Here is an 18,741-nt window from a genome sequence, read left to right on the forward strand (position 1 = left end):
TGTTCAACAAATCTATTGAGAAAGACTGATAACATAAGCAGCCAATTTATCTGCTGCTTCCGAAGATGACCAGACAAGATTCTTCCCGAAATAGGGATGCATATCTTCAGGCAAAAGGGGAGTTACGGCAGCATGGATATTGTCAAGACGGGACAAGTCTTCCGCCTCTTCCAGGTTCCGGACAATTACAGCTTTCGGATAGCACTCCTTTTTATATCCTTCGATAAGGATGATGTCAGGCCCGAAAGCAGACATCAGCTGAATAAGCCGCTCCAGGGGCCAGTCCAGCCTGTCAGCCTGGATCAGGATGCTGCCCTCCCCTTCCGCGAGGCTGGCCAGCGCACCAGCTCTCATATGCAAAGAGGTATCTTTATCCTCAAGAACATCCGGTTTCCCCCCATGTCCATGATGCTTGATCGTCACGGCTGCAAACCCTCTCTTTTGCAGCTTTCTTATTACTGCCTGGACAAGCGTTGTCTTCCCGCTGTTCTTGAAACCCACAATCTGAAAAACAACGGGCTTTACCATGGCTGGCTGCTTCCCTGGTCATCCTCGAGCAGCAGCACATGTACTTCATCGCCCCTTTGGTATCCCCTTGTACCGCCGGGAAGCACCATAAGAGCATCTGCCCCCGCCAGGCTCATGACAATATTCGATTTATCCACGCCGCTTGGCACTGAGATGAGCCGGCCATTCTCGTATTCAAGCCTGCTCCGCACAAACCGTGTAAATGGATTCGGTTTTGGGAAGTCTTCCCCAAGAGCAGCCTGCACCATCCGTAAATGAATTTTATCCGTATACAGCATTCCCCGGATCACCGGCCTTACGAACAGCTCGAAACCCACATAGCAGGCAGATGGATTGCCTGACAGCCCAAATAACAGCTTTCCGCCAAGGCGGGCTACAGTTGTGACACTTCCAGGGCGCATGGCCACCTTGTTAAAAAGCACTTCAGCGCCAAGCTTTTGGTATATAGCCGGCAGATAATCATAATCCCCTACCGACACACCGCCTGTAGTGACCAGGATATCGGTTTTTTCAAGCGCTGCCTCTATGGCTGTAAAGCACGTATCAAAATCGTCCGGAAGCTTCCCATAATACTCGCAGGCGGCGCCCGAGCGCTCAATCTGCGCCATCACCATATGGGAATTGCTATTTCTGATTCGGCCCGGTTCAAGCGCCTCATCCACATCAAGCAGCTCAGTGCCTGTTGCAAACAGCCCGATAGCAGGCTTTTTGGCGACAGGCACTTTGCTGCAGCCAAAGGTGGCCAGCATGGCGATCACACCCGGATTGATTTTTTTTCCTTTTCTGAGCAGGATGTCTCCTTCTTTCGCATCCTCCCCCTGAAAAGAAACATTATCTCCTGATTTAAAGGACCTTTTTATGCTCATAAAATTCTTTCCGTCCCGCTCCTCTGTCCTGGCAAGCTCCAGCATAACCACTGCATCACATTCTGCGGGCATTTGAGCACCTGTCATGATTCTCGCAGCCTGGTATGCTCCCACTTGCACCTTTGCCACATAGCCAGCCCCAATATGGTCCACAACCTCAAATTCCACAGGGCTGTCAGCTGAGGCACCTGCTGTATCAGCTGCCCTGACGGCAAATCCATCATACGGGGAACGGTCAAAATGAGGCACATCATTCGCTGCCTTTAAATCTTCCGCAAGATAACGGCCATAGCTTTGATTGATTGGGACCCATTCAGTTTCCCCGGAAAAATCCATCTGCAGGATTTTATCAATAGCTTCCCTTACAGGGATAGGCTTTCTCCTTTCGACCATGCCTTTTCCACTCCTTATGTATTCATTTTTGAAAGTGCTAAAAAACAGCAGGATATCCTGCTGTTTTCTCCGCTGTCTATTTAAGAAATTGTCAGAACTTCATGACTGGCGGCAAGCTCGACAAAATGGGCCATGCCGCTGATTTTCCCGGCATACAGCTTGTCCCCGACACCATAGTGATCCACGCATGTCTTGCATGCAAAGATGCCGACTCCTTTTTCCTCCAGCTCTTTTGCATGAACCGAAACAAATGATTCCCCTGTCAGGGCATATACGCCGCTATTCATGAAAAAGATTGCCGCAGGAAGCTCCTTCTGCTGCTTCAATAGGGTAAAAAAGGTTTCAAGCACACCGGAGCCAAGCTCTGCATCTCCTTTGCCCAATTGATCGGAGCTGACCAGTATAACCTTGTTTTTCATATTATTGTACGCCCAGGGCTATCTTAGCATAGCGGGACATTTTATCCTTTGTCCATGGCGGGCTCCAGACAATGTTCACTTCTGTATTTTTCACTTCAGGTATATCTGAAAGAGCAGCCTTTACCTGGTCAACAATCGTTCCGGCAAGCGGACAGCCCATGGAAGTGAGCGTCATATCGACTACAGCCGTTCCTTCGTCTTCCATTTTCACATCATATACCAGTCCAAGATTGACTATATCTACACCAAGTTCAGGGTCGACTACAAGCTCAAGGGCCCCCATGATGCTGTCTTTTAATTCCTGATCCATGCTAATCACTCCTTAGCAGTTATTATTAAGCTGATTCTATGATAACAAAAAGCCGCGCTCTTGAAAAAACTTATGACTCCAGGCCGGAAGGTCCATCCCCTAAATACGTTTCAAACCACTCAACCGTTTTGAGCAGCCCTTCTCTTGATACTTTATGCCCGGCGTTTTCGTCTGTCAGAAAGACAAGCTTTTCGGGCATCTCTTCATAGTTTGTTCTAATCGATTCATAAAAATGATAAGTATAGTGATAAGGGACAACCTGGTCTTTCTTTCCGTGCCAAAACAATATCGGCCTCCCTGCAAGTTTTTCAGGCTGCTGGCTGATATCCAGCTCTTTCAGTTTTTGCAGCAGTCCGGCCAGTTCTTCTTCTTTAAAAGGAAGATCAATTCCGTGCTTCTTCAGCTCGTCGATCTGCCAAAGGGCAAACTTCTCATAATAAGGCATGCCCATCAGGCTTACTGCCGTTTTAATCCAGTCATACCGCGTCAGGGCGCCCATGGTAACAATGCCGCCCATCGAGGTTCCGGCAAGTCCTATTTTTTCTTCATCAATCAGGCCCTCTGATGCAAACGCATTTTTAATTACATTCAGCTCTTCTATCTCAGTGAGTACAATTTCCCAGAATTTCACGTTCAGATCATTTCCGGTCAGGCCTGTGCTTCTTTCCCCATGGTAGAGAGCCTCCGGAAGGACAACCCGAAAGCCTTTCTCCGCGAGCAGATAGGCATAATGGAGATTATGCTCTTTCGCACTTGTAAAACCATGTACAAATACAATGAATGGCAGTTTTTCACCGAACTTCTCTTTGTCTGCGAGATGCAGCACAGGAATGCCTTCCACTTTTCTATTTTCAATAATAATCATGGTGTTCCTCCCGCGTTCACATAAAAAAGATCATTTTTTCTTTAAAAATGCGATTTTTTTTACAAAATAAATATTAAATTGGTACGATAGTGGTAAATACACATACAGGAATCGGCTGGGCATGGCAGACCCCCGGACTTCCCGGAAAAAACAGCTTCCCCGGAATTTCCTTATGTAAATTCTTTCTATATCTTTAGTGTAGCATGCTGACATTTATTTGCCTAAAGCTTTACACTGAGATTATCCTAATACAGAAATGAGAAGGAGACTTTATGACAGAAAAACATTTAATTGCATTGGACTTAGATGGAACCTTATTAAAAGACGATAAAACCATTTCCGCAAAAACAAAGCATGTGATCCAAAAAGCCCGGGAGGCAGGGCATGTTGTCATGATTGCAACCGGGAGGCCTTTCAGATCAAGCCAGATGTATTATCATGAAATGGGGCTGGATACTCCTATTGTTAACTTTAACGGCGCCTTTATCCACCACCCTAAGGACAGGAACTGGGGGGTATACCATACCCCAATGGATATAAAAGTGGCAAAGGAAATTGTCGAAGCCTGCAGCGGCTTTTCATTTCACAATATCATTGCAGAAGTGATTGATGAGGTATACTTCCACTACCATGATGAGAAACTGCTCGACGTTTTTGGCATGGGAGACCCTGAAATAACCACGGGAGATTTAAGGAGATTCCTCACAGATTCACCGACCAGTATGCTGATCCATACCGATGAGGAACAAGTCAAAACCATCCGGAGCCATTTATCAGAGGTCCATGCCGAGGTTATTGATCACAGGCGGTGGGCTGCTCCATGGCATGTCATCGAGATCGTAAAATCCGGTTTGAACAAAGCCGTCGGGCTGAAGAAGGCCTCCGACTACTTCCAGATCCCGCCTGAAAGAATCATTGCATTCGGGGACGAAGATAATGACCTGGAGATGCTTGAATATGCCGGACGCGGAATTGCCATGGGCAATGCAATCGATGTGGTGAAAAATGTCGCAAATGAAATGACGCTGACCAATGAGCAGGATGGAATCGGCGTGTATCTCAATGATCTGCTGGGCCTGAACGCCTTAAAATAATTTAACATGGGCCCTGCCGCTGACCGGCAGGGCTTTTCCTCTTGTTCCCTCCTTTAAATAAACATGCCCTGGCGCATAATAACAAAGAGGCAGCAGAGCTGTTTCATATTTCCTTAGGAGGGGATCCGAATGGGCAAACGCAACAAATCGAAACGCTTTGTACAGCAAGGTGCAGATACAGTAAGCAAGCATGATTCCCGCATACCCTATCACACCACATATGCAGAAGCTGAAGCGAGGAAGATGGCGAATGTACAGGAATCTTCTCTTGGAGGAATTTAGCGATGGGAAACAGGCTTTATCAGGAAGCGCAGAGATTTGTCCAGATGGCCTCACAGGCAGGACCGGCTGAACAGCAGCAGACGATTGCGAAAGCCAAAAACGCACTCCATTCAGCTTATGCGAACTCCACAAGAGCTGAACAGGAGCAGCTTCGCGAGCTGCAGGACCAGCTGGACCAGCTTGCAGGCCGCTGACGAATAAGAGCATGCCCGCAGTGCGGGCATGCTCTTATTGATTATCGGAAATTTTCCAGGACTGCAGCATAGGTATGGATGACCCTTCCTTCTTTATCCTTTTCGTACAAGCTGAGGATGACTGTGCCATTTTCGGGCAAGGATTTTTCCGGTATGTTAATTTTGAAATGGAAAGGCGACCAATCAGGAAATTTTGAATCAGAAGGGCCTGCTGCCTCCCCAGCAAGCACCTGATGGCCGTCTTCGGCTGTATAGTAAAACCTGCCAGTTTCAGCAGCTGCTTCCCCTCTCACCTCATAAACACCATTCTCCCCGCTTACCTCCACTTTCCTGAATGCAGGGTTCTCCTCCGGGACATCGAGCTGGGCTTTATCCCTCAGCACCACTGATGCATGGGTTTCACCTTTCCGTTTGAGCGGGATGGACAACTCGGCTGAATAGGATCCTTCCCCAACCCTTCCAGATGCAGTTTCATAGTCCCAGGATTCGGTCCAGGATACAAATTCCCCGGGATTCAGCTTCAAGTACTGTATGGCCTGCAAAAAGGACTTTCCTGCCGAAGCATCATACACGATTTCACCGCTCTTATCGCGAATGATCAGATCATATCTTTGTGAGGTTGGGAACTCAAAAACCTGTGCCTGATCAGAGCTGTTGATAAGCCCCACCTTAATTTCAGCCGATTCCGGGCCGGGATTCAGGCTCAAGGAAACCTCAGGACCGCCTTCCGCATTTGCGCCTGATCCATTCATCGGGAGTGAAGCAAAGATCATGAACAAGACTGCTGCAATTCTTAACATGACAATACCTCCTTTTTATCAATCTTTCCTGAAAAAGCCGAAAATCCCTGCTGTTTCAACAATATTGGTGAATGCATAAGGATCGACATCCTTTATGATCCTTTCAAGGTCAAAAAGCTCATAGCGGGTGATGACGATGATCATCATTTCTTTATTTTCATTCGTAAAAGCCCCTTTTGCGGGAATGGTCGTAATGCCGCGCACAAGCTTATCGTGGATGGCCTGCTTCAGCTCGGCCGATTTTTTCGTAACAATCATGGCAGTCAGCTTTTCATGCCTTGTATGGATGGCATCGATCACCCTTGTAGATGCATAAAGCGTCACAAGCGTATATAAAGCTTTTTCCCAGCCGTAAAGAAAACCTGCAGTAATGATGATGATGGCATTTAAAGTAAAGAAATATGTACCGACAGGACGGTCTTTCATTCTTGACAGGAGCATCGCGACGATGTCCATTCCTCCAGTGGATGCCCCCCATTTAAGTGTCATCCCTACGCCAACAGCAGCAATGACGCCTCCAAATACTGCATTCAGAAGAATATCCTCTGATACATGGATCATAGGAATGAGCTCCAGGAATAGGGACATAAGGAAAACGCTTAAAAAGCTGTACACTGTGAAAGACCTGCCCACCTTTTTCCATGCAAGGATTGTTACAGGTATATTCAGGACGAACAATAAAATACCTGTTGAAGCAAAGCCGCCCAGAATGCTGGAAAGCAGCTGCGCGACACCTGTGAACCCGCTGGCATAAACATTGGCCGGGATCAGGAAAAAATTCATCGCAATCGCATTAAGGATGGCGCCTATAAGCACCACAACAAATTTCTTGGTTTCTAATAAAATCATACAGAACCCCCTTAAAACACTTGGTGTTTCTTTACCCTATATTGTGTTTTTTCAACACATTTCATTGTATTTTTTCCCTTGATTCTATAAACTAAAAGCATATTAACGTGCTGAAAGCAGGTGACCTATATGTCAGTAAAAATCATGGCTGACAGTGCAAGTGATTTACCATTGCATTTTTTCAAGGACAATGATGTCCTGCTCTTTCCTCTGCAGGTTCTTCTGGATGGGCAGGAATACAAAGACTTGATCACAATTGAACCAAAAAAAGTTTATGATAGCATCAGAAGCGGCCAAACCCCGAAAACCTCCCAGGTTTCTCCAGTAGATTTTGAAAAGGAATTCAGGGAGCTTGCGAGGAGCGGCCGGGAAGGCATCTACATCGCATTTTCCTCCCAGCTTTCCGGTACATACCAGACAGCAGCCATGGTGCGGGATCAGGTAAAAGAAGATTATCCTGACCTTAGCTTGTCCATAATAGACACAAAATGCGCATCTCTTGGAGCGGGATTGATCGTAAAAGAGGCGGCAAGGCTTTCTGCCGAAGGGGCATCACTGGAAGAAATCGAAAAGGATATCCTTTTCCGGAGCCGCCATATGGAACATCTTTTCACTGTCGAAGATCTGGATTATCTCGCAAAAGGCGGGCGTGTTTCCAAGGCTTCCGCTTTTCTCGGAGGCCTGCTGAATATCAAGCCTCTCCTTCATGTAGAAGACGGGAAGCTTGTTCCTATTGAAAAGATCCGTGGAAAAAAGAAGCTGCTTCGCCGAATGATCGAGGTTGCCAAAGAGCGGGGCAAAGGCTTCTCAGGACAGACGATTGCCATCAGCCATGCAGACAATCTTGAAACAGCTGAAGAAGTAAAAGAGATGCTGATCGAGGAGCTCGGAGCCAAGGAGGTATTGATCTCTGACATTGGGGCAGCCATAGGATCCCACACAGGGGCCGGCACTATTGCACTCTTCTTTTTAAATGAAATAGCATCATAAATCTACATACTCCTTCTGATTGCGGCAGACACTAAACCGACGGCGATCAAGCCGGAATAAAGGAGGTTTTTTCTATGCCGCACACTTCAGACAATGATAAAAAAGCACAGGACAATAATGCCCTGAGGCATGAGAAAAATATGATGCGCGAAAAAAACAGAAAAGCCGGGAAGCATCAGTACTCGAAAAAAACTGATCATCTCTAAGCAGCCAGGGCTCTTTATGGATGACTTTCCCGAAACAGAAAAAAGCAAGCGCCCAGCGCTTGCTTTTTTCTATGATTGCTGCTTTATATATGTCCAGCCGTCCTCCTGATAGACCTTCCCTTCCTTCATCAGTCTTCCAAGAGCACGCTTAAAGGAAGATTTGCTCATTTGGAAGCGGTCCTGGATTTCGTCTGCCATACTTTTGTCTCCATAAGGCATGGATCCATTCCGCTCTTCCAGATAAGAAAGGACTTTCTGTGAATCAGCGTCAAGCGCCTCCTCTTTACGGGGCAGAAGGGAAATATTGACTGTTCCATCTTCCTTTACGTCAATGATCCGCCCCTCGATTTTCTCGCCAAGGCGAGGCTCTGTCTTCCTCTGGGACTCATGGATAAATCCCTTGAATCCTTCTGCCGTATAAGCCCAGCTGCCTACTTTAGCGGTCCTGTAGATATGGCCGTGGACGTTCTTATTAAAGTCTTTCCGCGTAGCTTTAATGGAAATCTCCTCGATAATGGGGTCCTTCGCATGCTTCACATACACCCGGTTATTTCTATTAACACGGAGGGTGATATAGAGAAGATCGCCCTTCTGCGGCCAGACTGACAGGTGCAGAGGCAAATCTTCCTGGCCGAGAAGCATTTCTTTTTGGATCCCGATATCGATAAATACGCCGAGATCCTCCCTTACATCACTGACCTTTGCCCAGCCATACACTCCCACCCGGATCTCCGGAAGGGTATCCGTTGCCGAGATGCGTTCCCTTGAATCTGTATAAAGGAACACTTCGACCTTTTCATCCACCTCATACTCTTTTGCCGCTTCATTTATATGCAATAATACATCTTCATCACCGTCTGTCAGAAAATAACCGAAAGATGATTTTCTTGATACGGTTAAAGTTGTGACTTGTCCGATATAGTCTGCCAAAGGCATGTAATTTCCTCCTCAATGGCTTTATTGTCTGCTGACAATCTGAAAGTTGTTTGAACTGCTATATTTTACTATAATAAACGAATAAGGTAAAACGGTTTCGAAGAAGGAGCGGCCGGCTTTAGGAAATATCCGGCCAAAGGCTTCAATACAGCCGGTTAAATATAAGGATTAACGGAGGTCTAACCATGTCAAAAGAAAGCTCATTTGATATTGTATCCAAAGTAGATTTATCTGAAGTGACAAATGCAATCAGTATTGCAATGAAAGAAGTCAAGACCCGGTATGACTTTAAGGGCAGTAAAAGTGATATTACCCTTGATAAGGAAGAGCTTGTCCTGATTTCGGACGATGAATATAAGCTTGACCAGCTGAAGGATGTACTGCTCAGCAAAATGATTAAACGCGGAATTCCCATCAAAAATCTGGATTATGGAAAAGTCGAAGCCGCTTCCGGGGGCACAGTGAGGCAGCGCGCTAAGCTTATGCAGGGGATCGATAAAGATAATGCAAAGAAAATCAACACCCTCATCAAAAACAGCGGCCTGAAAGTAAAGAGCCAGGTGCAGGACGACCAGGTCCGGGTAACAGGAAAAAACAGGGACGACCTTCAGCAGGTAATAGCTGCTGTAAGAGAAGCCGACCTGACAGTCGATGTGCAGTTTATAAATTACAGATAGAAAAGCGGAAAAGCCTTGCTCGATAAAGGAACGCGTACTAAGAACGCCACGTCCTGTGGCAACGTCCGCATGACCCACATCCTGTGGGCATCAAGCTTAAGACGAGCAGAGCGGAAGGCGCTTGTTTAGTTAAAATCCCCGGATGCCAGAGGCATGCCGGGGATTTTAATTTTATTTTACAAACACATACATCAAAAGCTCATCAGAATAAGAGCCATCAAAGTTCTTCACATGCCTGATCCTTCTGCCTTCCTCCTGGAATCCCATTTTTTTATATAAATGAATGCCCCGTTCATTATGTGAGAACACTTCCAGGCATACTTTTTCAATGCCCGGCTCCTCTTTAGCCCATTCCAGGCAGGTGCCGATCAGCTGCTTTCCGATGCCTTGATTGCAATATTTTTCTTTAATGGATATTCCGAACATTCCGATGTGGCTGACTTTTTTGCGTGTTTTCCGGGTAAAGTTCAAAACTCCGGCAAGCTCTTCTCCGCTCCAGGCAGTCAAAAGCAGATTCCCAGGCCGTCCATGATCAATGATCCATTGCCTCTCTTCTTCAACGGTTGCCTGAAATTCCTCGGGCACCGTCAGCATATTCTCTGATTCATGCAAAATTTGCCGTGTATGGAGAAGCAGCTTTTCAGCATCCTCCTGCCTGGCCCGCCTGACTGTTACCATAAAAAAATCCTCCCCTTTTAAACACAAGAAATTTTTTCCATGTTTTTATCACATACTAGCATGGAATACACCTAATATCTATTAAAAAATTGGAGGTTTTTCACAATGGCGAACGAACAGAAAGATAATCAGAACGGATTCATCCCTCAGCACCAGAACCAGCAGCCGGGGGTTGAGGATAAAATGACCCCAGAGCCTTCTTATATTGACCCGAATTATAAGGGTTCAGGAAAACTTGAGGGCAAAGTGGCCATTGTCACTGGAGGAGACAGCGGGATCGGCAAATCTGTTGCTATTTATTTTGCAAAAGAAGGTGCTGATGTGGCTGTTGTTTATCTGGAAGAAACTGAAGATGCAAAGGAAACCAAACAGGAAGTCGAAGCAGCCGGCCGCAAATGCCTTCTCCTTGCCGGCGACCTTGGAGATGAAAGCTTTGCAAAGGAAGTGGTCTCCAAGACGCTGGATGAGTTCGGGAAGGTAAATATCCTTGTCAATAATGCGGGTGAGCAGCATCCGCAGACAAGTCTGCTGGATATCAGCACAGAACAGCTTGAAAAGACATTCAGGACAAATATTTTCTCTATGTTCCACCTGACAAAGGCTGTACTGCCGCATCTTGACAAAGGAAGCTCTATCATCAATACGGCTTCCATCACAGCGTATGCAGGACATCCTAAGCTGATAGACTATTCTTCCACAAAAGGAGCGATCGTTACATTCACCCGCTCCCTGTCCACAAACCTGGCTGATTCAGGGATCAGAGTCAACGCAGTTGCACCAGGTCCGATCTGGACGCCGCTCATTCCTTCCACCTTCACAGAGGAAGATGTCGCCAAATTCGGAACTGACACACCGCTCGGCAGAGCCGGCCAGCCGTACGAACTGGCACCAGGCTATGTATACCTCGCAAGCGACGACTCCTCCTACGTATCCGGCCAAATGCTTCATATTAATGGCGGGAAGGTTGTTAATGGTTAGAAAAGCGGAGGGCGCTTGCTCACTAAGGAACGCAGACTAAGAACGCCACGTCATGTGGCAACGTCTGCATGACCCACATCCTGTGGGCCTCAAGCATAAGACGCTTTAGGATAGAAGGCGTTCTTTGCGTTCTCTGCCTTCAATCCTAAAGTGGCTTATGACTCGAGGGGCTAGCGCCTGGAGCTGGACAAGTAGAAAAGCGGAGGGCGCTGCACCTTTATAAAAACAATTGCAGATCAATCATGCCAGCCGGAAGCACAACTTCCGGCTGGCCTTTTATTATCGGAAAAATGATTATATTATCGAAATCAAAATTTTATTATCGAAATATGCATTTTTTTATCGAAATCCTAACACCAATCACCAATAGCATCACCGTCTTCTGAACCAAAAAAGCTGCCCCGCGGCAATTTGCCGGGAGACAGCTTTTAACCTTATCTTGCAGTAACACTGCAGGAATGCCTTTTAATAATCTGATGCGGAATGATAATCCTTTTGGTCGGCTCTTTTGGATCCTCCACCATCTGGATCAGGCTTTTGGCAGCCTGGTATCCAAGGTCGAAAATATTGATGTCGACTGAGGTCAGCGGCGGCCGGGACATTTCTGACAGAAGGACATTATTGAAGCTGATGATAGAAATATCATCAGGCACGGATATCCCCATTTCATCCAATGTATTAAGCACACCGAGCGCCATAAGATCGTCAGCTACCACCAGGGCTGTCGGGGGCTTTTCAAGCGATAGAAGCTCCCTTACTGCCTCCTGGCCGCCTTCCTTAAGGAATTCTTCATGGATGACGTAATCGTTGTCCAGCTCAATGTCCGCAGCTCTTAGAGCCTTTTCATAGCCCAGCAGGCGCTCAACGGTGACAACCAGATTCAAATCCCCGCCGACAAAGGCAATATGGGTATGCCCCAGCTCAATTAAATAGTCGGTTGCTTCTTTCGCAGCCCTGAAATTGTCGTTGTCAACATGTGTGATTTCCTCTACATCACGGAACGGTTTTCCGATGACGGTGAACGGATAATGTCCATCCTGTAAAAATGACAGGACCTTATCTTCAATCTTTGAATACAGAAGGACGACCCCATCCACCCTGCCGCCCTGCACCATTTGGACAACTCCGTTATAAATTTCTTCATCTGTTTTGCCTGTCGTCATATGAAGGGCATAATGCTTTTCATGGGCACCTTCGCTTATGCCCCTCAGAACAGTCGGGAAAAAAGGATTCTGGAATACGACGTCAGTGGAGCTTGGCATAATTAGTCCAATTGCCTGTGTGGACTGGCTGGCAAGGCTCCTGGCGATGAAATTCGGATGATATCCCAATTTATCCATCGCTTTCCTGACCTTTTGCTTCGTTTTTTCACTGATCCGCGGGCTATTCGCAATCACGCGGGAAACTGTAGAAGGGGCCACATTCGCCAGTTTTGCCACGTCTTTTATGGTAACTGCCATTCCCTTCCCCCCTTATCCATAAGAGTAAACCGCTGCTATTTCTAATTATGAAAGTATAAAATAATGGCGGCCTTCCTCAATTTTTTCAGGGAGCAGCGTGCTGCTTCCTATCTTTAACCTGACATTTTCTCTGCTGTGCACAGCAAGCTGAACAGTGCTCCAGACAGGCTCATAAGTGCCTGCGATTGCAGAGTTCAGATAGACCGTCCCTTCCTCACACTTCACTTTAAAGCAAATCTCCCTATATTCCCCTTCTTCATAAGCGAAAGTTTCCCCGTCATCTTCATAAAGGGTATAAGAGCATTCTGACCCTTCTTCATAATAAAGATGAAGTGTCAGGGGACCTGCTGCACCTGCTTCCCCATGGGCAGCCATCGTTCCTTTTTTGATAAAAATCGGCAGCGTTTCCAAAGGAGCTTTAATCAAATGGTGCTTTTTCCCCTCATAGGTGCTGCCAGTCCAATAGTCTGTCCACATACCTTCAGGCAGATAGACGGCCCTGTGGAAGGTGCCCGGCTGCATGATCGGGGCAATGATGACATTGTCGCCGATCATGAATTGATCAGATAGATTCCAGGTATGCTCATCCTCCGGGAATTCCAGGAATAATGGCCTCATAACAGGAGTGCCCTCTTTATGAGCCTCGGCAAATAAAGAATAAAGATGGGGCATCCATGTATAGCGGAGCTCAATATATTTTCTAATGATAGCTTCATATTTCTCCCCGAATGCCCATGGTTCCTGCCTTGCTGATCCTAGTACACTGTGATTCCTGAAAAACGGGGTGAATGCGCCTGCCTGTGTCCATCTCGCGAGAAGCTCCCCATTGGAATCATGGGCAAAACCGCCTACATCCGGGCCAGAGAAAGGAATGCCGGAGACGCCAAGGTTCATAACCATTGGCAGCGACATCTGCAGATGTTCCCAGAAGCTCCGGTTATCCCCTGTCCATACGGCCGCATACCGCTGGACACCCGAATATCCTGCACGTGTAAGCAGAAATGGCCGCTTCCCCTTCAAATTTCTCTTCATGCCTTCATATGTCGATTTCCCCATCAGAAGGCCGTAGAGATTATGAAGCTCCTTATGTGTTCGGGGATTTCCATCGTTATCATGCATGACTTTCAAATCCATTGTTTTACTTTCATTAAAGACCGCCGGTTCATTCATGTCATTCCAGATGCCTTCAATCCCAAGCTCTGTATAGTACGAATGGAGGCTTCCCCACCAGTCGCGCACTTTTTTGCTTGTGAAATCAGGGAATGCACTATTTCCGGGCCAGACGTCTCCGTAATATACATTGCCCTCCAGATATTTGCAGAAAAGATCTTCCTGGATGCCCTGTTTATAGACCATATATTCCGGATCTTCCTTTACGCCCGGATCAACAATCGGAACGATGTGTATGCCCATTTCCTTCAGATCACTGATCATTTTTTCAGGATCAGGGAATTTATCACGGTCAAATGTGAAAACCCTGTATTCATCCATATAATGAATATCCAGATGGATGCTATCCAGCGGAATCCCTTTCTCCTTAAAAGCTGCCGCCAGCTCCATCACTTCCTGCTGGCTTTCATAGCTGTACCGCGATTGGTGGTAGCCGATTGCCCACTTGGCCGGCAGGGGCATTCTGCCTGTCAGCGATGTGTATTGACGAATAACATCCTTCGGCGAAGGTCCAGCCATCAAATAATAATCAAGCTGGCCGCCATCGGCTGAAAAGGAATAAAACTCCTCTCCGCGCATATCAAACTCTGCCCGGAAAGTATTATCGAAGAATATGCCATGGGCTTGCCCTTCCCTCAAGGTAAGAAAGAAAGGGATTGACTGGTAGAGCGGATCTGTTTCCGGATTATGCGGGGCATATACGTCACTATTCCACATAACCAGCTTTTCCCCTCTTTTATTAAGAAAGCCCGTTTTCTCTCCAAATCCGTAAAATTGATCGCTCTCCTCCATATTCTTGAAGCAGATGACCTCTTTAGAATGCTTATAGCCCATCCCTTTTTGATTTTCTCCGGCCAAAACCCTGCCTTCTGCATCTGCCACCGTAATTCGAAGAGGGGATTTGGTCAGCTTGACAGTCAGACAAGAGGTTTTCACCTCTGCCTGGTCTACTGATTCATAATGCTCGAGCTTAACTTCCTGCAGCCCCCCAATGACGGCAGGGCTCGTTCCCGCATCCGCTTCGCCAAAAAAATTCATAGTGATGCGGACGATTTCATTTGCGTAGAATACAATCCTGAGTTCCCCTGTTTCTGTCCGGGCCTTCAGGCCATTCCTGCACTCTTCTATAGCAAGGACATCTCCTGCTTCCTGGTAATCACTGTTTTCTATCTTTCTGCTCTTTCCTGGATGTATGGCAAAACTTGTATCATTCATGTAGCCGACTCCTCCTTCAAATCCCTTCTGATATGACCGGGATTGGGAAGCTGCCGGCAGTGCCGGCTGGGGTCAGGAAACAGGCTTCCTCTTTTTCGACCTTCTCCAAAGAAGGATAATAAAGACGATGAAGGCTGCATAGACCAGTCCCATCACTGCCAGATAAGGGATATTCAAACCTGTCTTCTCTGACAGCGCATAGATTTCGGCTTCTTCCCGGTCAACGATCAGCTTATATTTTCCCTCATCAGACCTTACAAGATCCCCGCCCAAAAGGCCTTTCAGCTGCTTATCGCCTTCAAGCAGGCCGGAATCAAGGGAGACGGTCTGCGTTTTGACGGTATTATTGATGGCCACGACAGTGGTTTCATCCTCATAGGTCCGCTTGTACACTGCCATGCCATCCTTATTGTACAAAGGCTCCATTGTGCCCCTCGTAAGGGATGGGAGCTGCTGCCTTAATGTCCCGATATTCGAGATGTATTCCACAAGCTCCTGGTCTGTCCGGAAATCCATTTGGCGGCGGTTATCGGGATCTTCCCCGCCATCAAGTGCTATTTCGCTTCCATAATAAACAATGGGAATCCCCGGTGACGTGTACAAATATGTGAGGGCCAGACGCCATCTCGGTCCCGGATGCTCATTATTGGTTACTGCATCGCGCGTGAAACGAACGGTGTCATGATTGTCCATGAACGTTCCCATTAAATAAGGTTGATCGTATTGGGCCTGATTCCTCTCCCAGCTGGCAAACAGCCAGTCAAAGGGCTGCCCGGGCTTTTCAAATGCCGTGCGCAGATGCCCGTTCAGCGGATAATCGACAAATCCGTCGATCCCTGCTTTCTCATACTGTGCAATATAAGCAGGGTCATCGGTCCATACTTCGCCGAGAAGATAGAAATCCTCCTTGGCGCTTTTTACTTCTTTCGCGAAATCCTCCCAGAAGTCAACTGGCACATGTTTGACCGTATCAAGGCGGTATCCGTCAATATCGGTTTCCTCTATCCACCATTTGGCTGCATCCAGGAGATATTGCCTGGCCTCCGGATTCTCCTGTGCGAGGTCAGGAAGATTATAGATCCAACCATTTTCAAGCTCATCCTGATTCTCCCAGTTGGTTATTTCCTTTTGTTCATGGAACCAGTCCTGCTTGTCCGGATCATTCACCCAGGGATGATTGGGTCCGACATGATTGACAACAAAATCAAGGATGATTTTCATATCACGCTTATGGGCTTCTTTTACAAGCTTTTTAAACGTCTCGATAGATCCGAAGTTTTCTTCCGTTTTGTAAAAATCATTGATCCAGTAGCCATGATAGCCGCCTGCTTCATTTTCGAAAATCGGCGTCAGCCAGATGGCTGTAAAGCCCATATCCTTCAGATAATCTAGCTGGTCAATGATACCCTGGAAGTCCCCTCCGTGATAGGCTTTCGGGTCACTTGCGTTTGTTTCCAGGTCATTGCTGAAATCGCCGTTGTTAAAACGGTCGACCATTAGAAAATAAATTGTTTCATCCTGCCATTTACGCTCTTCTTTTTCAACTGCTCCTACCGGTAGGGCGCAAAAAAGAAGAAACGGAATTAAGATGAGAGCCATGACTCCTTTTTTCATCTCCGCTCCTCCTTAAATATCAAGCTGAGCTGCCATAAGGAAACACCCCTTTAAGCAGCCCAGCCCTAAAGTCACTAACCCTTTAAGATTAGCCTTTTGTGCCCCCGGCAGTCAAACCTGAAACGAAATATTTCTGGAAGGATAAGAATAAAATTGAAATCGGGATTGCAATCAGGACAGATCCGGCAGCGAACGTTGTGAATTCGGCTCCATACTGTCTTGATACAAGCTCATACAATCCAACGGCAAGTGTATATTTTTCAGGTGTTCTTAGCATGACCTTTGCCAGGATGAAGTCCGTAAACGGAGCAATAAACGTAAAGAGTGCAACGACTGCAACAATCGGTTTCGCAAGCGGCATGATGATCTGCCAGAAAATCCTGAAGTGGCCTGCTCCATCCATCCTTGCACTTTCATCCAGCTCTTTAGGGATGCTGTCGAGATATCCTTTCATCAGCCAAGTGTTCATTGGAATGGCCCCGCCTACATAAATGAGGATGAGCCCGAGATGGGTATCCAGCAGGTTTGTTACCTGTGCAAGGACGAAGATCGCAATCAATGCTGCAAAGTTAGGCACCATCTGAAGAATCAGGAACGTGGTAAGTCCATTTTTCCTGCCGACAAAGCGGTACCGTGAAAAAGAGTAAGCCATCAAGCTGATGGTAATGACAGATGCCAGCATGGTGATCACGCAGATTTTCAACGTGTTCCAATACCAGATCAGATAATTGCTCTCTTCCGGGTTGAATATTGTCTTATAATGGGCAAATGTCGCGTTTTTCGGGATGAGTGATGAATTGGTCAAGCTTGTTCCCGGCGTCAGTGATGCTCCAATGGCCCACAGAATCGGATAAATGATGATGACCGCCATAAAAAGAATGACAAGATAGGTCAGTGACAGCCTGATGAATTTCTCTTTTTTTGTAGTCATATCACATCATATCCTCCTCTTTGAAAGCTTTTGTCCTTCTGAACTGCCATAATGCCACGGAAATGACTATCGCAGATAGAATCATCGTGATGGCTGCAGCCATTCCGTACTCAGACTTCGTGACAGTCAGATTATAGATCCACGAAATCAGGATATCGGTGCCGCCTGCATTTTGATCTGAGATAGCAGGCCCGCCCATATTGAATAGATAGATAATATTGAAGTTATTAAAGTTAAAGGTATATTGCGTAATCAGGATTGGTGCGATGGACAGCATGATCAGCGGGAACGTAATATTCTTGAACTTCTGCCAAATCGTCGCTCCATCGACTGTTGCCGCTTCATAAAGCTCATCCGGTATCGCCTGCAGCACACCTGTGACCATCGCAAAAATGAACGGGAATCCAAGCCAGGTCTGGATCATGATGAGAGCGATCCTTGTCCACAGGGCCTCTGTCATCCAAGGGATCGGACCGATTCCAATGAAATCCAGGACTACGTTATTGATGGCACCGAACGTTTCATTGAACAGGCCGGAAAAAATCAGGATGGATACAAATGCCGGTACGGCCCATGGCAGAATCAGGATTGTCCTGATGATCGCTTTTCCTTTTAGATCCTTCTGGTTGACAAGTACTGCCAGGAAGACCCCAAGGGCGATCTGGAATGTTGTCGCACCGAACGTCCAGATGATCGTCCAGGCAAACACGTTTACGAAAGTATCACGCCAGATATCCAATGTGACCAGTTTGGCGAAGTTGTCTAATGCCACCCAGTCCATCAGCTTCGCTGGCCACTGATGATACAGGTTGTAGTTTGTGAACGAAAGCAAAAGCACGAACACAATCGGCAGAATGACCACGAAAACCAGCAGGAAGAATCCCGGAGTGATCATCAAGTATGGGAATCCGGAATCTATCAATGTATGATATTGCTCTTTTATCGAGCTCAGGTGCTTGCCCAAGTCCCGTTTCTTTCCATTTTTATAGGCATCGCGAATGTTGATGAACATAAATCCTGCCGCGAATAGAAGAAGGATGACGGAAATGATTCCGTATACCAGGAGGAAGATGGAATTATCCCTCGGCAGCTTTTCTCCGAGAGTGACAAGTCCCCAAAGGCCAATATTGAGGAAGTCTTTAAAAGCAACGATGAATGATAGTGTTAGAATTAAAAAGGCGATGCCTTTGACAAATTGTTTATTATACATTTGGCCAAGTCCCGGGATGATGGACAGGCCTGCAGCAATTTTCCGATGGTTTGAACGGTATGCTTCTTCCATTGAA

The 18,741-nt window shown here is 46.7% G+C and carries 21 protein-coding genes; 7 read left to right on the top strand and 14 right to left on the bottom strand.

Annotation, left to right across the window (positions count from 1 at the left end; all coding sequences use genetic code 11):
* Window positions 1–12: 12 nt before the first annotated feature.
* The 5 genes from mobB to RBB45_RS06710 all read right to left on the bottom strand — a co-directional run bounded on the left by mobB (window position 13) and on the right by RBB45_RS06710 (window position 3,381).
* Complete coding sequence (gene mobB, locus RBB45_RS06690) at window positions 13–528, bottom strand: molybdopterin-guanine dinucleotide biosynthesis protein B (protein ID WP_009794065.1); 516 nt, start codon at window positions 526–528, stop codon at window positions 13–15.
* Window positions 522–1,787 carry a molybdopterin molybdotransferase MoeA gene (locus RBB45_RS06695; RefSeq protein ID WP_101550885.1) on the bottom strand — a complete coding sequence of 422 codons (1,266 nt, stop codon included), beginning with the start codon at window positions 1,785–1,787 and terminating at the stop codon, window positions 522–524. Before RBB45_RS06695 ends, mobB begins: the two co-directional genes overlap by 7 nt.
* Window positions 1,788–1,867: 80 nt before the next feature.
* Window positions 1,868–2,206: a DsrE family protein gene (locus RBB45_RS06700; RefSeq protein ID WP_009794063.1), complete on the bottom strand. Its 339-nt coding sequence runs from the start codon at window positions 2,204–2,206 to the stop codon at window positions 1,868–1,870.
* Between the two features lies 1 nt (window position 2,207).
* The gene (locus RBB45_RS06705) at window positions 2,208–2,516 is read right to left on the bottom strand and encodes a metal-sulfur cluster assembly factor (RefSeq protein WP_009794062.1); all 309 of its coding nucleotides are present in this window, start codon (window positions 2,514–2,516) and stop codon (window positions 2,208–2,210) included.
* Between the two features lie 70 nt (window positions 2,517–2,586).
* Window positions 2,587–3,381: a prolyl oligopeptidase family serine peptidase gene (locus RBB45_RS06710; RefSeq protein ID WP_009794061.1), complete on the bottom strand. Its 795-nt coding sequence runs from the start codon at window positions 3,379–3,381 to the stop codon at window positions 2,587–2,589.
* A gap of 272 nt (window positions 3,382–3,653) precedes the next feature.
* On the opposite strand from RBB45_RS06710, the gene RBB45_RS06715 reads away from it, so the two are divergent.
* From RBB45_RS06715 to RBB45_RS06725, 3 genes are all read left to right on the top strand, one after another.
* A complete protein-coding gene (locus RBB45_RS06715) occupies window positions 3,654–4,475 on the top strand; it encodes a Cof-type HAD-IIB family hydrolase (protein WP_224950017.1) in 822 nt (273 codons plus the stop codon).
* A gap of 129 nt (window positions 4,476–4,604) precedes the next feature.
* Entirely contained in the window at window positions 4,605–4,757 is a 153-nt protein-coding gene (locus tag RBB45_RS06720) for a hypothetical protein (protein ID WP_009794059.1), read from the top strand.
* Between the two features lie 2 nt (window positions 4,758–4,759).
* A complete protein-coding gene (locus RBB45_RS06725) occupies window positions 4,760–4,951 on the top strand; it encodes a DUF3813 domain-containing protein (RefSeq protein ID WP_009794058.1) in 192 nt (63 codons plus the stop codon).
* Window positions 4,952–4,992: 41 nt separating this feature from the next.
* Here the strand turns inward: RBB45_RS06725 and RBB45_RS06730 are convergent, their stop codons facing one another.
* Window positions 4,993–5,751 (bottom strand): BsuPI-related putative proteinase inhibitor, encoded by a 759-nt coding sequence (locus RBB45_RS06730; RefSeq protein ID WP_009794057.1) that lies wholly within the window; start codon window positions 5,749–5,751, stop codon window positions 4,993–4,995.
* 18 nt (window positions 5,752–5,769) lie between these two features.
* Window positions 5,770–6,600: a YitT family protein gene (locus RBB45_RS06735; RefSeq protein WP_306009298.1), complete on the bottom strand. Its 831-nt coding sequence runs from the start codon at window positions 6,598–6,600 to the stop codon at window positions 5,770–5,772.
* A gap of 129 nt (window positions 6,601–6,729) precedes the next feature.
* Here RBB45_RS06735 and RBB45_RS06740 point away from each other — a divergent pair, with 129 nt between their 5' ends.
* Together RBB45_RS06740 and RBB45_RS06745 are read left to right on the top strand one after the other, a co-directional pair.
* Window positions 6,730–7,590 carry a DegV family protein gene (locus tag RBB45_RS06740; RefSeq protein ID WP_009794055.1) on the top strand — a complete coding sequence of 287 codons (861 nt, stop codon included), beginning with the start codon at window positions 6,730–6,732 and terminating at the stop codon, window positions 7,588–7,590.
* A 74-nt stretch (window positions 7,591–7,664) separates the two neighbouring features.
* Complete coding sequence (locus tag RBB45_RS06745) at window positions 7,665–7,796, top strand: DUF3941 domain-containing protein (protein WP_009794054.1); 132 nt, start codon at window positions 7,665–7,667, stop codon at window positions 7,794–7,796.
* Between the two features lie 69 nt (window positions 7,797–7,865).
* On the opposite strand, the gene RBB45_RS06750 is transcribed toward RBB45_RS06745, so the two are convergent.
* A complete protein-coding gene (locus RBB45_RS06750) occupies window positions 7,866–8,732 on the bottom strand; it encodes a CvfB family protein (protein WP_009794053.1) in 867 nt (288 codons plus the stop codon).
* Between the two features lie 185 nt (window positions 8,733–8,917).
* Here RBB45_RS06750 and RBB45_RS06755 point away from each other — a divergent pair, with 185 nt between their 5' ends.
* Window positions 8,918–9,409 (top strand): YajQ family cyclic di-GMP-binding protein, encoded by a 492-nt coding sequence (locus RBB45_RS06755; RefSeq protein WP_009794052.1) that lies wholly within the window; start codon window positions 8,918–8,920, stop codon window positions 9,407–9,409.
* A 171-nt stretch (window positions 9,410–9,580) separates the two neighbouring features.
* Here RBB45_RS06755 and RBB45_RS06760 read toward each other — a convergent pair whose 3' ends face one another.
* A complete protein-coding gene (locus RBB45_RS06760) occupies window positions 9,581–10,087 on the bottom strand; it encodes a GNAT family N-acetyltransferase (RefSeq protein ID WP_094768258.1) in 507 nt (168 codons plus the stop codon).
* 105 nt (window positions 10,088–10,192) lie between these two features.
* On the opposite strand from RBB45_RS06760, the gene RBB45_RS06765 reads away from it, so the two are divergent.
* Complete coding sequence (locus RBB45_RS06765) at window positions 10,193–11,065, top strand: SDR family oxidoreductase (protein ID WP_094768259.1); 873 nt, start codon at window positions 10,193–10,195, stop codon at window positions 11,063–11,065.
* A 434-nt stretch (window positions 11,066–11,499) separates the two neighbouring features.
* On the opposite strand, the gene RBB45_RS06770 is transcribed toward RBB45_RS06765, so the two are convergent.
* The 5 genes from RBB45_RS06770 to RBB45_RS06790 form a co-directional block, all read right to left on the bottom strand.
* Window positions 11,500–12,525 (bottom strand): LacI family DNA-binding transcriptional regulator, encoded by a 1,026-nt coding sequence (locus RBB45_RS06770; RefSeq protein WP_094768260.1) that lies wholly within the window; start codon window positions 12,523–12,525, stop codon window positions 11,500–11,502.
* Between the two features lie 45 nt (window positions 12,526–12,570).
* Window positions 12,571–14,910 carry a glycoside hydrolase family 31 protein gene (locus RBB45_RS06775; RefSeq protein WP_306009299.1) on the bottom strand — a complete coding sequence of 780 codons (2,340 nt, stop codon included), beginning with the start codon at window positions 14,908–14,910 and terminating at the stop codon, window positions 12,571–12,573.
* A gap of 72 nt (window positions 14,911–14,982) precedes the next feature.
* On the bottom strand, window positions 14,983–16,524 hold the full coding sequence (locus tag RBB45_RS06780; protein WP_009794047.1) for an alpha-amylase family glycosyl hydrolase: 1,542 nt from the start codon (window positions 16,522–16,524) through the stop codon (window positions 14,983–14,985).
* A gap of 88 nt (window positions 16,525–16,612) precedes the next feature.
* A complete protein-coding gene (locus RBB45_RS06785; protein WP_094768262.1) occupies window positions 16,613–17,455 on the bottom strand; it encodes a sugar ABC transporter permease in 843 nt (280 codons plus the stop codon).
* A 1-nt stretch (window position 17,456) separates the two neighbouring features.
* Window positions 17,457–18,737 carry a carbohydrate ABC transporter permease gene (locus RBB45_RS06790; protein ID WP_009794045.1) on the bottom strand — a complete coding sequence of 427 codons (1,281 nt, stop codon included), beginning with the start codon at window positions 18,735–18,737 and terminating at the stop codon, window positions 17,457–17,459.
* Window positions 18,738–18,741 lie beyond the last annotated feature (4 nt).

Source organism: Bacillus sp. MMSF_3328 (assembly GCF_030733525.1).
In the GTDB taxonomy this organism is placed as follows: domain Bacteria; phylum Bacillota; class Bacilli; order Bacillales; family Cytobacillaceae; genus Bacillus_AB; species Bacillus_AB infantis.

Excerpts from the sequence above, each read along its gene's own strand:
- RBB45_RS06730 (WP_009794057.1), bottom strand. The coding sequence starts at position 5,751 with ATGTTAAGAATTGCAGCAGTCTTGTTCATGATCTTTGCTTCACTCCCG.
- RBB45_RS06720 (WP_009794059.1), top strand. The coding sequence starts at position 4,605 with ATGGGCAAACGCAACAAATCGAAACGCTTTGTACAGCAAGGTGCAGAT.
- RBB45_RS06780 (WP_009794047.1), bottom strand. The coding sequence starts at position 16,524 with ATGAAAAAAGGAGTCATGGCTCTCATCTTAATTCCGTTTCTTCTTTTT.
- RBB45_RS06735 (WP_306009298.1), bottom strand. The coding sequence starts at position 6,600 with ATGATTTTATTAGAAACCAAGAAATTTGTTGTGGTGCTTATAGGCGCC.
- RBB45_RS06750 (WP_009794053.1), bottom strand. The coding sequence starts at position 8,732 with ATGCCTTTGGCAGACTATATCGGACAAGTCACAACTTTAACCGTATCA.
- RBB45_RS06740 (WP_009794055.1), top strand. The coding sequence starts at position 6,730 with ATGTCAGTAAAAATCATGGCTGACAGTGCAAGTGATTTACCATTGCAT.
- RBB45_RS06770 (WP_094768260.1), bottom strand. The coding sequence starts at position 12,525 with ATGGCAGTTACCATAAAAGACGTGGCAAAACTGGCGAATGTGGCCCCT.
- RBB45_RS06725 (WP_009794058.1), top strand. The coding sequence starts at position 4,760 with ATGGGAAACAGGCTTTATCAGGAAGCGCAGAGATTTGTCCAGATGGCC.
- RBB45_RS06790 (WP_009794045.1), bottom strand. The coding sequence starts at position 18,737 with ATGGAAGAAGCATACCGTTCAAACCATCGGAAAATTGCTGCAGGCCTG.
- RBB45_RS06760 (WP_094768258.1), bottom strand. The coding sequence starts at position 10,087 with ATGGTAACAGTCAGGCGGGCCAGGCAGGAGGATGCTGAAAAGCTGCTT.
- RBB45_RS06745 (WP_009794054.1), top strand. The coding sequence starts at position 7,665 with ATGCCGCACACTTCAGACAATGATAAAAAAGCACAGGACAATAATGCC.
- RBB45_RS06695 (WP_101550885.1), bottom strand. The coding sequence starts at position 1,787 with ATGGTCGAAAGGAGAAAGCCTATCCCTGTAAGGGAAGCTATTGATAAA.
- RBB45_RS06715 (WP_224950017.1), top strand. The coding sequence starts at position 3,654 with ATGACAGAAAAACATTTAATTGCATTGGACTTAGATGGAACCTTATTA.
- RBB45_RS06710 (WP_009794061.1), bottom strand. The coding sequence starts at position 3,381 with ATGATTATTATTGAAAATAGAAAAGTGGAAGGCATTCCTGTGCTGCAT.
- RBB45_RS06785 (WP_094768262.1), bottom strand. The coding sequence starts at position 17,455 with ATGACTACAAAAAAAGAGAAATTCATCAGGCTGTCACTGACCTATCTT.
- RBB45_RS06700 (WP_009794063.1), bottom strand. The coding sequence starts at position 2,206 with ATGAAAAACAAGGTTATACTGGTCAGCTCCGATCAATTGGGCAAAGGA.
- RBB45_RS06765 (WP_094768259.1), top strand. The coding sequence starts at position 10,193 with ATGGCGAACGAACAGAAAGATAATCAGAACGGATTCATCCCTCAGCAC.
- RBB45_RS06705 (WP_009794062.1), bottom strand. The coding sequence starts at position 2,516 with ATGGATCAGGAATTAAAAGACAGCATCATGGGGGCCCTTGAGCTTGTA.
- RBB45_RS06755 (WP_009794052.1), top strand. The coding sequence starts at position 8,918 with ATGTCAAAAGAAAGCTCATTTGATATTGTATCCAAAGTAGATTTATCT.
- mobB (WP_009794065.1), bottom strand. The coding sequence starts at position 528 with ATGGTAAAGCCCGTTGTTTTTCAGATTGTGGGTTTCAAGAACAGCGGG.
- RBB45_RS06775 (WP_306009299.1), bottom strand. The coding sequence starts at position 14,910 with ATGAATGATACAAGTTTTGCCATACATCCAGGAAAGAGCAGAAAGATA.